The sequence below is a fragment of the Pseudomonas sp. ASL7 genome (genome assembly GCF_056680375.1).
The window spans coordinates 3,260,587-3,273,111 of record NZ_CM155279.1 but is presented as its reverse complement, the minus strand read 5'-3'; the positions used below and the strand labels follow the sequence as shown (position 1 = coordinate 3,273,111).

The window sequence follows — 12,525 nt, the reverse complement described above, 5'->3', positions numbered from 1 at the left end:
AATGGGAGACAACCATGATAGATCTCTACACCGCTGCGACCCCGAATGGCCACAAGGTCTCTATCGTGCTCGAGGAACTCGGCCTGCCCTACACGGTGCACGCCTTGAGTTTCGACAAGAAGGAACAAAAGTCCCCGGACTTCCTCAAGATCAATCCCAATGGCCGGATTCCGGCGATTATCGACCGCGCCAACGGTGATTTTGCCGTATTCGAATCCGGCGCCATCCTCATCTACCTGGCCGAGTTGAGCGGCAAGCTGCTGCCCAAGGACCCGAAGGGGCGCTCAGTGGTTTTGCAATGGCTGATGTTCCAGATGGGGGGCGTCGGCCCGATGCAGGGTCAGGCCAACGTGTTTTTTCGCTATTTTCCGGAGAAACTCCAGGGCGCCATCGACCGCTATCAGCATGAAACCCGTCGCCTTTATGAGGTGCTCGACACCCGCCTGCAAACCGTGGAATTCCTCGCCGGCGAGTACAGCATTGCCGACATAGCCACGTACCCATGGGTTCGTGGCCACGAGTGGTCCGGTGTCGCGGTGGATGGCTTGACGGCGTTGCAACGCTGGATGGCGAGCCTGGAGGCGCGTCCGGCGGTGCAGCGTGGTTTGCTGGTGCCCGAACGCATCGATGATGCCAGCGTCGTCAAAGGCGCCCAGGCCATGCTGATACGATGAGCCTATCCATGCGTTCATTCAGTTTGCTGGCGCTGTGCTGTTTCAGTCCCGTGTTGTTCGCCGCCGATGTTCCGGGCAGCCAGGACCTGCCGATCGTGCCGCGTATGGTCGATGCGCAGATCGTCGACTATCGCCCGGCGGTAGAGCTCGAGCGGATCTACCCGCTGGGGTCGATCCGCAAGATCAGCGGTCAATTGCGTTTCGACGGTCAAGTCAGCGCCCGCGGGCAAACCACCTCGGTAACCTACGAACTGCCGCCGGAGCATTCGTCCACGGAAGCCTTCACCGCCGCCCGCGAAGCGTTGCAGAAACAGGGCGCCGAGTTGCTGTTCTGGTGCCAGGCCCGTGATTGCGGCGAAAGCAGCCTGTGGGCCAACGAGGTCTTCGGCAACGCCAAACTCTACGGGGCTGATGATCAACAGGCGTATCTGCTGTTGCGTCTGGCCGCGCCAAAGGACAGTACGCTGGTGGCGCTTTACAGCATCACTCGCGGTAATCGCAAAGCCTATCTGCACGTCGAGCAGTTCGATGCCGCGGCGCCTCTGGGTGATTTGCTGCCTACTTCCGCCACCTTGTTGCGGCAGCTCAAAAGCACCGGCGAGCTCGATTTCCCCAAACTGACCGATGCCCCTGACGATACCTGGCTGCGCTTGCTCTCGCGCGGCTTGAATCTGGACACGACCCTGCGGGTCAACGTTTCCGGGCCGAACGCCGAAGCCTGGCGTCAGGCGTTGATTGGCCAGGGCGTGCGTGCGGCGCGGATGGAAACCGGCAGCGTTGACGGCGCTGGCCTGCACGTGGAACTGTTGCGATAAGCTTCATCAGGCGAATGCGCTTGTCGCGTTCGCCTGCTCTTCTGCGAACTGACTTTTTTCGAGACTTTGATGATCAATAACGATCGGCTGTTGGTGCAGATCCTGCTCCTGGTGCTGTTTGGCGCGAGCTTTTGGGTGATGGCGCCGTTCTGGTCGGCGTTGTTCTGGGGGGCCGTATTGGCGTTTGCCAGTTGGCCGCTGATGCGCTTGCTGACCCGTTTGCTCAATGGTCGGGAGGCGCTGGCGGCGGCATTGCTGACGCTTGGCTGGATGTTATTGGTGGCGGTGCCGCTGGTGTGGCTGGGGTTCAACCTGGCGGATCATGTGCGCGATGCCACGGCGTTCATCAAGGATGTGCAGGTTGACGGTCTGCCTGAAGCGCCGACCTGGCTGGCCGGTGTTCCTCTGGTTGGCGGACGGTTGGTGGTTGTCTGGAACAGCATTGATCAGCAGGGCGCGGCGATGTTGCTGGCGGTCAAGCCCTACCTGGGCCAGGTCGGTAACTGGTTGCTGGCGCGCAGTGCGCAGATTGGCGGCGGGATTCTCGAACTGACGTTAAGCATTGTCTTCGTGTTCTTTTTCTACCGTGACGGGCCACGATTGGCCGCGTTTGTTCATGGGTTGCTGGAGCGTCTGATCGGGCAACGGGCTGGCTATTACATCGAGCTGGTGGCGGGGACCGTTCAGCGGGTGGTGAACGGCGTGATCGGGACGGCGGCGGCTCAGGCGGTTCTGGCGTTTATCGGGTTTTTGATTGCAGGAGTGCCTGGCGCATTGGTGCTTGGCATCGTGACCTTCCTGCTCAGCCTGATTCCCATGGGGCCGCCGTTGGTGTGGATACCGGCCACGGCCTGGCTGGCCTGGAAGGGCGAGTACGGGATGGCGGTGTTTCTGGGCATTTGGGGAACGTTCATAATCAGCGGCGTCGACAACGTGCTGAAGCCATATTTGATTAGCCGTGGCGGGAATTTGCCGTTGGTGATTGTGTTGTTGGGCGTGTTTGGCGGGTTGATTGCGTTTGGGTTTATTGGCTTGTTTATCGGTCCGACGCTGCTGGCGGTGGCGTATAGCCTGTTGACCGACTGGAGCAAAAGCCAGGCACGCGTTGAAGATCGCCGGCCTTGAGATTTTTGCCGCGATTTAAGCCCTCTTCGCGAGCAGGCTCGCTCCCACATTGGATGGTGGCTTACACAGATCCTATGTGGGAGTGAGCCTGCTCGCGATGCTTTTGACTTAAGTGGCCACGTTGAGGTACTTGCCCACGCTCGCCACCTTGTCGAGCGAATACTGCTTGCTCAGGTTGGCGATCATTTTGTTCAGCGCTTCTGAAACATTCGGCTGAGCGGTTGAGCTGTCGTTGCTCTTCTCGCGACCGGCTTGTAGCGCGGCTTTCAACTCGTCGCTGCTGACACCGCCGCTGCTGTCGCTATCGAGCATTTTGAACAGCGCCGCGCTGGTGTCGCTGCTGGTCGATGAGGCGCTGTCGCTGGCCTGTACCGCGCTGCCTGGTTCGGTGGCAATGACGCTGCCGTCACTGTTCGCATCCAGCTGGCTGAACAGTGCGTCGCTGGGCATCTGCTGTGGCGGCGGTGGAGGCGGGGCGAGGCTGGCGGCGAGTTCGTCTTTGCTGACGGTGCCGTCCTTGTTCTTGTCCAGCGCCGAGAAGATGTCCTTGCTATCGGCACTGCTGCCGGCGCTGGTCAGGCCATTACTCAGTTCGTCGCTGCTGATGGTGCCGTTACCGTCGGTGTCGAGGGCGCTGATCATCGCATCGGCAAGCTCAGTGTTGGGTGCCTGATCTTGTGGCGGTGGTGGAGGTGGGGCCATCGCGGCCATCTCTTGACTGCTCAGGCTGCCACTATCGTCACTGTCCAGATCGGCGAAATTTTTGCTCAGGCTGGCCAGCAGACCGCTGTCGGGTTTCTGCGACAGGGCGCTCTTGAGCTCATCCTGACCCACCACGCCGTCGCCGTTGGTGTCGAGTTTGGCGAGCAACTCTTTCTGAAATTGCTGGCTACGGGCGCTGTTGGTTGTGGTACCGCTGGTGCTGGAATAGCTCGTGTAGTTACTGACGCTACCGATCATTGGGCTCACTCCTTGGAATGGGAAACCGGTGGGTGCACCGGCTTATGCAGCCTCAAGGGGCAAGATGTCGTGGGTATTTGAGGTTTGTACCGATGGGTACACACGATCCTTGTAGCAGCTGGCGAAGCCTGCGTTCGGCTGCGAAGCAGTCGCTAGGCCATCCACCGCGGTGATTAAGGAAGATCGATGTGGCAGGATTTACGACTGCTACGCAGCCGAACGCAGGCTTCGCCAGCTGCTACATGGATCGGGGCAATCGGATGACTGCCGTCAGTCCACCACCAGGGGTTTCTTCCAGGCTCAATTGTCCGCCCAGCCGTTCGGCCGCCTCGCGGGCAATGGTCATGCCTAGACCGACACCGCCGGAGTTACGATTACGCGAGCCCTCGAGACGATAGAACGGTTCAAACACCGCTTCACGTTTATCCGTCGCGATCCCCGGCCCGTGGTCGATGACCCGGATCAGCAGTTGCTCGCGATGGTCTTCCAGCGTAATCAACCCTTCCCCGGCATAGCGCAGGGCGTTGTCCAGCAGGTTGTTGATGCACGAGCGCAAAGCCATCGGCTGTACCTGCAGGGGCGCGCAGTGGCCGCTGGCCTGGGCATCGGCGCCCTGGTCCTGAGCATTTTCACAGAGGGATTCGATCAGCGCCTGCACGTCCATCCACTGTGGTGCCTCGCTGGTGCGCTGTTCGTGAAGGTAGGTCAGGGTGGCGTCGAGCATGCTGATCATGTCATCCAGATCCTGCCGCATCTGGCCTTGCAGCTTGTCGTCGTCGATTTGCTCCAGCCGCAACTTTAGCCGTGACAACGGCGTGCGCAAGTCGTGAGACACCGCCCCCAGCATCCGTGAGCGCTGCTGTACTTGTTCACGAATGCGTTGCTGCATCTTGTTGAACGTGTGCGCTGCTTGCCGCGCTTCCCGTGGGCCGGACTCATCCAGAGGCTGGCTGTCGAGGTTTTCGCTCAAGCGTTCGGCGGCATCGCTCAGGCGCTGGATCGGCCGGCTCAGCAGTTTGGCGCCGTACCACGCCGCAATGATCAGCGATATCAGCTGAAAGGTCAGTGGCACCAAGGGCCCGCCGAACCACGGCCGAGGCGGCCGGTTTTCGAAGCGAGGGTCCATCGGAGGGCGTTGCCCATCGTAGTTTTCGGCAAACTCCGGCGGCGGAGGGGGCGTCCGCGGGCCGTAATGGTGGAACCAGGCAAACGCCAACAGGTGCGCCAGGATAATCGCTACCAACAGCACGCCAAACAGGCGGCCGAACAGCGTATCGAAGCGCGCACGCATCAGCCGATATCTCGTGCGTCGAACAGGTAACCCTCACCGCGAACGGTTTTGATCAACTGTGGGGCTTTCGGATCGTCGCCGAGTTTCTGGCGCAGGCGCGAGACCAGCAGGTCAATGCTGCGATCAAAGGCTTCGATGGAGCGACCGCGTGCGGCATCCAGCAATTGTTCGCGGCTGAGTACGCGGCGGGGTCGTTCAATGAACACCCAGAGCAAACGGAACTCGGCGTTGGACAGCGGCACCACCAGGCCATCGGCGGCGATCAACTGGCGCAGCACGCTGTTCAGGCGCCAGTTGTCGAAGCGAATGTTGGCCCGTTGTTCGGTGCGGTCGTCGCGCACTCGACGCAAAATGGTCTGAATTCGTGCGACCAGTTCGCGTGGCTCGAACGGCTTGGCCATGTAATCGTCTGCGCCCAGTTCCAGGCCGATGATCCGGTCGGTGGGTTCGCAGCGGGCGGTGAGCATCAGGATCGGAATGTCCGACTCGGCGCGCAGCCAGCGGCACAGAGACAAACCATCTTCGCCGGGCAGCATCAGGTCGAGCACCACCACATCGAAATGTTCAGCTTGCATTACCAGACGCATGGCGGCGCCATCGGTGACGCCGCTGGCGTGGATATTGAACCGGGCCAGGTAGTCGATCATCAATTCGCGGATCGGGACGTCGTCGTCGACGATCAGCGCGCGAATGCTCCAGCGTTTGTCATCGGCGGGCGCTTTTTGATCGTCGTTCACGGTTGCTAGGGTGTTGTGCATGCGTGCGTTCATCTGCCAGGTAGGCTGCCAACCACAAAAGATAGGCTGCAAGGTTGTGGCCTCAGCATAGGCGTCCGGCCCGGAGGCGGGAAGTGCTGTAAGGACGTGTTGCGGCTGCCGAAGGTAGCGAGGAAGGGTGTTGAGGGCGTGTCGTGAGTGTATCGGGCTCGACACAATCGCCACGGGGGCTAGTCTTGCTTGAGCGGACTCGATGATTTACCGATCATCGGGTCCCGCAGCGGCGCTGGTTCCGCTACAATGCGCGCCGATTTCGTCCTGCCTGAGAGCCCGCACATGTCCGTCTGCCAGACTCCTATCATCGTCGCCCTGGATTTCCCCACCCGTGACGCCGCACTGAAGCTGGCCGACCAGTTGGACCCGACACTGTGCCGGGTCAAAGTCGGCAAAGAACTGTTCACCAGTTGCGCCTCGGAAATCGTCGGCACCTTGCGCGACAAGGGTTTCGAAGTGTTCCTGGACCTCAAGTTCCACGACATTCCGAACACCACGGCAATGGCTGTCAAGGCGGCGGCTGAAATGGGCGTGTGGATGGTCAACGTGCATTGCTCCGGCGGTCTGCGCATGATGGCTGCGTGCCGCGAAGTGCTCGACCAGCGTACCGGCCCTAAACCGCTGCTGATCGGCGTGACCGTGCTGACCAGCATGGAGCGTGAGGATCTGGCGGGAATCGGTCTGGATATCGAGCCGCAGGAGCAAGTGCTGCGCCTGGCCGCGCTGGCGGAAAAAGCCGGGATGGACGGTCTGGTATGTTCGGCGCTGGAAGCCCATGCGTTGAAATCGGCTCACCCGTCGTTGCAACTGGTGACGCCGGGCATACGTCCGGCGGGCAGCGCCCAGGACGATCAGCGTCGCATTCTGACCCCGCGTCAGGCACTGGATGCCGGTTCCGACTATCTGGTGATTGGCCGTCCGATCAGCCAGGCGAAGGATCCGGCCAAGGCATTGGCCGCCGTCGTGGCCGAACTGGCCTGATCAACCACTAAAGATCCAATTGTGGGAGCGAGCCTGCTCGCGAATGCGGTGTGTCAGTCAAATTGATGTCGACTGACACACCGTCTTCGCGAGCAGGCTCGCTCCCACATTGGTTTTGCGGTGACTTCAAATAATGCGTTAAACCTTCAACACCAACTTCCCGAAGTTCTCCCCGCTGAACAACTTCATCAGTGTTTCCGGGAACGTCTCCAGTCCTTCGACGATGTCTTCCTTGCTCTTGAGCTGTCCCTTGGCCATCCAGCCCGCCATTTCCTGCCCGGCAGCGGCGAACCGTGCGGCGTAGTCCATCACCACAAAGCCTTCCATCCGCGCGCGGTTGACCAGCAGCGACAGGTAGTTGGCCGGGCCTTTGACCGCTTCCTTGTTGTTGTACTGGCTGATGGCACCGCAAATCACCACCCGCGCCTTCATGTTCAGGCGGCCCAGCACGGCGTCGAGAATATCGCCGCCGACGTTATCGAAATACACGTCCACACCTTTCGGGCATTCGCGCTTGAGACCGGCGGTGACGTCTTCGTTCTTGTAGTCGATAGCGCCATCGAAACCCAGTTCGTCGATCAGGAACCGGCACTTGTCCGCGCCTCCGGCGATGCCGATGACGCGGCAACCTTTGATCTTGGCGATTTGCCCGGCAATGCTGCCCACTGCGCCAGCGGCGCCTGACAACACCACGGTGTCACCGGCCTTGGGGGCGCCGACATCAAGCAGGGCGAAGTAGGCAGTCATCCCGGTCATGCCCAAGGCGGACAGGTAGCGCGGCAGCGGTGCCAGGTTCGGATCGACCTTGTAGAAACCGCGTGGCTCGCCGAGGAAAAAATCCTGCACACCCAGCGCACCATTCACATAGTCCCCGACTGCAAACCCCGGGTTGTTCGAGGCGACGACTTTGCCTACGCCCAATGCGCGCATCACTTCGCCAATACCGACCGGCGGGATGTAGGACTTACCCTCGTTCATCCAGCCACGCATCGCCGGGTCCAGGGACAGGTATTCGTTTTTGACCAGGATCTGACCCGCAGCCGGTTCGCCGACCGGGACTTCCTGATAGGTGAACGTCTCGCGGGTCGCTGCGCCCACCGGGCGTTTGGCGAGCAGGAATTGGCGATTGGTCTGGGTAGTCATGACAGGCACTCAAGATGAATGAAGCCTTGTTGATAGACCTTCATGATCGAGGCTGCAAGTCTGGCTGATGCGGCGAATGCAACTCTATCCAGTACGGTGATAGTCAGGTGGGCGGTTCTATCACTGCAACTCATGGGCGCTCAACCGGCCCTCTGATAGTGCTGCCGCGCTGCAGATCCCTGTGACTAGACTGGGCGCACGCGATCCCCGCATTTCTCTTTTCGAGGACATAACAATGAGCATGACGTTTTCCGGACAGGTCGCCGTTGTGACTGGCGCTGCCAATGGCATTGGCCGCGCGACGGCCCAGGCGTTCGCCGCAGAGGGGTTGAAAGTGGTGGTCGCCGACCTGGACACCGAGGGCGGTGAGGGGACTGTGGCGCTGATTCGTACGGCGGGCGGCGAAGCGACTTTCGTGCGCTGCAACGTCACGCTGGAAAGTGACGTAATAAATCTGATGGACGAAGTGGTGAATACCTACGGCCGCCTCGACTATGCCTTCAACAACGCCGGCATCGAGATCGAAAAGGGCAAGCTGGCCGAAGGCACGGCCGATGAGTTCGACGCAATCATGGGCGTCAATGTCAAAGGCGTCTGGCTGTGTATGAAGTACCAGTTGCCATTGCTGCTTGCCCAGGGGGGCGGCGCGATCGTTAACACCGCGTCGGTAGCCGGTCTCGGGGCGGCGCCGAAAATGAGTATTTACGCCGCTTCGAAGCACGCGGTGATCGGCCTGACCAAATCGGCGGCCATCGAATATGCCAAGAAAAAAATCCGTGTGAATGCGGTGTGCCCGGCGGTGATCGACACCGACATGTTCCGCCGTGCCTATGAAGCGGACCCCAAGAAAGCCGAGTTCGCCAATGCCATGCACCCGGTGGGTCGTATCGGCAAGGTCGAGGAAATTGCCAGCGCTGTGTTGTATCTGTGCAGTGATGGTGCCGCATTTACTACCGGGCACTCGTTGGCGGTGGATGGGGGCGTGACGGCGTTTTAAAAGCAGATACTGATCCATAGAAAACACCGAACCTGTGGGAGCGAGCCTGCTCGCGAAAAGGGAGTATCAGCCGACATCAATGTTGACTGACACACCGTTTTCGCGAGCAGGCTCGCTCCCACAGGTTTTTCGTTTGCCTTGAGGCCTTAGAAGAGGGCCAGGCATTATGTTTCAAATGGTTAGAACCGTGGGTTTTGGCGGCGTTGTCGCACATCCCGGCGAGCGTTCCTGTGATTAACTGTTCCCCGCCAAACAAACAGGAGTTTGCTTGCTCATGGAGTTGAGAATCGATCGACAGGCATTGGTGCCGGTCGTACAGCAAATCGTCGACGCATTAACCCGCTGGCTCCACTGCAGCGAGGTGCCGCCGGGAACGCGACTGCCTTCCGTGCGGCAAATCGCACGAATCAATTTACTCAGTCAATCCAGCGTGGTTGAAGCGTGTGAGCGTCTGGTGGTTCAAGGCGTGCTGGCGCCGCGTCATGGGGCGGGGTTCTTCGTTGCCGCTTCGGCACTGGCGGCTCAAGATCAACAAGGGTTACTGCGGTTCGAGGGCGCAGGGGGCAACCAGGGCAGTTTTTTGAGCGAACTGAAGCTGGGCTGTGGCGGACTCCCCGAAAGCTGGCGCGAGACCGATGACCTGAGCTACGCGATCCGTCAAGTCACCCGTACCGACATGGTCGGTCTGTTCAACTACAGCACGCCGCTGGGCTTGCCAGCGTTGCGTGAGCAGATCGTCAAGCGCCTGAAACAGCTGGATATCGCAGTGGACGACAGTTGCATCATGACGACGACGGGTGCCAGTCAGGGGCTCGACCTGATCGTGCGCACGTTGTTTAAACCGGGTGATTGCGTGGTTGTGGAAAATCCCGGCTATTGCTTGCTGTTCGATCTGCTGCGCCTGCACGGTGTCAGGATGATAGAGGTGCCGAGAACCCCTCGCGGGCCGGACACTGAAGCGCTCGAGGCGGTATTGCTGGAGTACAAGCCACGAGGGTTGTTCATCAACAGTTTCTATCACAACCCGACGGGCAGCAGCCTCACGCCTCTGGTGGCACAGCGCGTGCTGCAACTGGCCAAAACCCATGGCGTGCTGGTCATCGAAGACGACGTCTATGCCGATTTGCACAGCGGCCCCGGTACGCGACTCGCCGCATTGGATGACAGCGTGATTTACGTCGGCAGTTACTCCAAAACGCTCAGCAGTTCGCTGCGGGTCGGCTTTGTCGTGGCGGGTGCAGAGGTTGTTTCGCGACTGGCCGAGGTCAAGATGATCAGCAGCATGGGCGCTTCACGGTTTTGTGAGTCGGTGCTCGCATGCCTGTTGGCCGGCGGTGCCTATCGCAAATTGGTGCAACGTCAGCGTCAGCGGTTGAGCAGTGACAGGGAAGCGGCGTTGCAAGTGCTCGAAGATGCCGAGTGGGAAGTCTTCGGCAAGCCTGTCGGGGGCCTGTTTATCTGGGCGCGATCACGGATGTCCGATTACTCTCAGGTGCGTATCCAGGCAAAGCGCTTTGGTGTGTTGTTGTCTTCTGCGACGGCATTCAGCTCTACGGGTGAGGCCAGCGACTGGCAGCGTATCAATGTGGCCTATGCCTGTGATCCGCGTGCCCGGGCGTTTTTTCAGGCCACCGCTCCGGATCGACCTAAAGCGTCCTGAAAACGACGTTGGCGTAGCTTATTGCCATTATTCAGACGCCAGAGACTTGTGTTGGCACAGGCCCGTTGCGAATCTGCGTCAACTCACAATGGCAGGGGACTAAGCGCAATGATTTCGGCCGTGCAAGGACGTTTTGCCAACCTCGGTATGGCGAAAAAAATGGGAGTCGGTTTTGTATTGGTGTTGCTGCTGACCGCCGTCGTGGCAGCTATCGGCGTATGGTCCCTGCAAACGATCAGTCATCGCTTCGATGGGCTCAAGCAGATGTCTTCGCTCAACAGCGGGTTGCTCAAGGTGAGACTGCTTGAGCAGGAATACGCCTTGCACGGTAATCCGAAAACCGCAGATGCCTTGCACGAGGGCGTTGATGGTTTGATCGCCCTGGCGGCCCAGCTGAAAGCGGCGTCTGCGGCCAACGTGCCGGTAATGAACGACGTCGAGCAGTCCCTGGGGGCCTATCGCAAGGCTTTTGACGAATTCGTCTCGCTCAGCCAGGCCAAGGACCTGGCGCTGGAAATGGCCAGTTGGTCGGTATCTAGCGTGGCCAATAACCTCGATGTATTGCAGGCCGGACTCGCCGATGACGGCGCCTATGCCTTGAAACAGTCCGAGGGCAAGGACGGTTCGCAATTCATCGAGCAAGCCAGTCAAGTCAGCCAGGTGTCACGGTTGATGTTGCAAGCCATGAACGAAGCGCATGTGCGTCTGGACCAAAGCCGTAAGGGTGATGACAGCGCAGGCCAGGGCAAGATTGAGCAGGCCGACCAGGCGCTGACCCAGGCCGAGCAGTTAAAAACCACGGTCAAGGACGAGGGGTACCAGACTGTCCTGAATGAGGTGGCAGGCCACATCGGCAGTTTCAGCGAAAAACTCGCGGAGTACACCGGTCTTCTGGCGCAGGAAAAAACGGTCTATGAGCAGCTGCATCAGCGTGCCGCTCAAGTGGTGGAGCGAGTCGATCAGGCTTATGTCGCCGAAGATCACTCAATGCAGATGGAATTGAAAAAGAACTCGCTGCTGATCATTGGCTCGTCGGCTTTGGCTTTGCTGGTCGGGCTGATCGCGGCGTTGGTGATTACCCGGTTGATTGTGGCGCCGTTGCGCAGTGTGATTCGTGTGGCTCAACAGATCGCCGCTGGCGATTTGAGTGCGACGGTTGAAGTCACCCGTCGTGACGAGATCGGCCAATTGATGCAGGCCATGCAGCAAATGGGGGCGGGCCTGAGCAGTATTGTCAGCGGTTTGCAGGCCGGTATCGAGCAGTTGGCCAGTTCGGCGCAGTCGCTCGCGTCGGTGACCGAGCAGACCAACCTTGAAGTCAGCAGCCAGAAGGAAGAAACAGAACAGGTCGCTACGGCGATGAATCAGATGACCGCTACGGTGCATGACGTTGCGCGTAACGCGGAAGAGGCCGCCCAGGCCGCGCAGACGGCGGACGGTAAAGTCGAGAGCGGTCAGCAGGTCGTGCGCCAGAGCATGGCGCGAATCGAGCAACTGGCAGACTCTGCCAGCTCGGCGAGTTCCAGCATTGAAAGCCTTAGCGCAGAAATCCAGAACATCGGCACTGTGCTGAGCGTCATCAAGAGCGTGGCTGAGCAGACCAATCTGTTGGCGCTCAATGCGGCCATCGAAGCGGCGCGGGCGGGCGAGCAGGGCCGGGGCTTTGCGGTGGTGGCCGATGAAGTGCGGGCACTGGCCAAGCGCACTCAACAATCGACCGAGGAGATCGAACGACTGGTCAGTGCCTTACGCTATGCAGCGCAGTCTTCGGTGCAACAGATTCAGAGCAGTGGCGAGTTGGTGAAGCTGGCGGTGAGTGATGCGTTGCAGACCGAGAGCGCGCTGGGAAGTATTGCGGCGGCGGTGTCGTTGATTCAGCAGATGAACCAGCAGATTGCGGCAGCGGCCGAGGAGCAGAGCTCGGTGGCCGAGGAGATCAATCGCAGCGTGACGAGTATTCGCGCCAGCGCGGATCAATCATCGTTGGCGATGCAGGGGAATGCGGCGTCGAGTATCGAGTTGGCGCAGTTGGGAATTGAGTTGAAGGGGATGGTGGGGCACTTTCGACTCTGAGGCGTTCGTTGGTTTATTGTGGGAGCCGGGCTTGCC

At 59.9% G+C, this 12,525-nt stretch carries 11 protein-coding genes and 1 pseudogene; 8 read left to right on the top strand and 4 right to left on the bottom strand.

Annotated features, from left to right (window positions below):
- The first annotated feature begins 14 nt into the window (after positions 1-14).
- The 3 genes from AC1MDT_RS15060 to AC1MDT_RS15050 all read left to right on the top strand — a co-directional run bounded on the left by AC1MDT_RS15060 (position 15) and on the right by AC1MDT_RS15050 (position 2,614).
- Entirely contained in the window at positions 15-674 is a 660-nt protein-coding gene (locus AC1MDT_RS15060; RefSeq protein WP_480417908.1) for a glutathione S-transferase family protein, read from the top strand.
- 8 nt (positions 675-682) lie between these two features.
- Positions 683-1,489 (top strand): DUF4892 domain-containing protein, encoded by an 807-nt coding sequence (locus AC1MDT_RS15055; protein ID WP_414906758.1) that lies wholly within the window; start codon positions 683-685, stop codon positions 1,487-1,489.
- Between the two features lie 69 nt (positions 1,490-1,558).
- On the top strand, positions 1,559-2,614 hold the full coding sequence (locus AC1MDT_RS15050) for an AI-2E family transporter (protein ID WP_480417907.1): 1,056 nt from the start codon (positions 1,559-1,561) through the stop codon (positions 2,612-2,614).
- 108 nt (positions 2,615-2,722) lie between these two features.
- Here the strand turns inward: AC1MDT_RS15050 and xopAW are convergent, their stop codons facing one another.
- From xopAW to AC1MDT_RS15035, 3 genes are all read right to left on the bottom strand, one after another.
- Entirely contained in the window at positions 2,723-3,574 is an 852-nt protein-coding gene (gene xopAW, locus AC1MDT_RS15045; RefSeq protein ID WP_480417906.1) for a XopAW family type III secretion system calcium-binding effector, read from the bottom strand.
- Between the two features lie 238 nt (positions 3,575-3,812).
- Positions 3,813-4,865 (bottom strand): sensor histidine kinase, encoded by a 1,053-nt coding sequence (locus tag AC1MDT_RS15040; RefSeq protein WP_480417905.1) that lies wholly within the window; start codon positions 4,863-4,865, stop codon positions 3,813-3,815.
- Positions 4,865-5,623 carry a response regulator gene (locus tag AC1MDT_RS15035; RefSeq protein WP_480417904.1) on the bottom strand — a complete coding sequence of 253 codons (759 nt, stop codon included), beginning with the start codon at positions 5,621-5,623 and terminating at the stop codon, positions 4,865-4,867. Before AC1MDT_RS15035 ends, AC1MDT_RS15040 begins: the two co-directional genes overlap by 1 nt.
- Positions 5,624-5,917: 294 nt before the next feature.
- Between AC1MDT_RS15035 and pyrF the strand changes: the two genes are divergently transcribed.
- Positions 5,918-6,616: an orotidine-5'-phosphate decarboxylase gene (gene pyrF / locus AC1MDT_RS15030; protein ID WP_480422796.1), complete on the top strand. Its 699-nt coding sequence runs from the start codon at positions 5,918-5,920 to the stop codon at positions 6,614-6,616.
- Between the two features lie 138 nt (positions 6,617-6,754).
- Here pyrF and AC1MDT_RS15025 read toward each other — a convergent pair whose 3' ends face one another.
- A complete protein-coding gene (locus AC1MDT_RS15025; RefSeq protein ID WP_480417903.1) occupies positions 6,755-7,759 on the bottom strand; it encodes an NADP-dependent oxidoreductase in 1,005 nt (334 codons plus the stop codon).
- Between the two features lie 235 nt (positions 7,760-7,994).
- On the opposite strand from AC1MDT_RS15025, the gene AC1MDT_RS15020 reads away from it, so the two are divergent.
- The 4 genes and pseudogenes from AC1MDT_RS15020 (at position 7,995) to AC1MDT_RS15005 (ending at position 12,489) form a co-directional block, all read left to right on the top strand.
- Complete coding sequence (locus AC1MDT_RS15020) at positions 7,995-8,756, top strand: SDR family oxidoreductase (protein WP_480417902.1); 762 nt, start codon at positions 7,995-7,997, stop codon at positions 8,754-8,756.
- Positions 8,757-9,030: 274 nt separating this feature from the next.
- Positions 9,031-10,416 carry an aminotransferase-like domain-containing protein gene (locus tag AC1MDT_RS15015; RefSeq protein WP_480417900.1) on the top strand — a complete coding sequence of 462 codons (1,386 nt, stop codon included), beginning with the start codon at positions 9,031-9,033 and terminating at the stop codon, positions 10,414-10,416.
- A 108-nt stretch (positions 10,417-10,524) separates the two neighbouring features.
- A pseudogene (locus AC1MDT_RS15010) lies at positions 10,525-11,628 on the top strand (HAMP domain-containing protein); the annotation flags it as partial.
- Positions 11,608-12,489 (top strand): methyl-accepting chemotaxis protein, encoded by an 882-nt coding sequence (locus tag AC1MDT_RS15005; RefSeq protein WP_480422795.1) that lies wholly within the window; start codon positions 11,608-11,610, stop codon positions 12,487-12,489. The pseudogene AC1MDT_RS15010 and the gene AC1MDT_RS15005, both read left to right, overlap by 21 nt.
- Positions 12,490-12,525 lie beyond the last annotated feature (36 nt).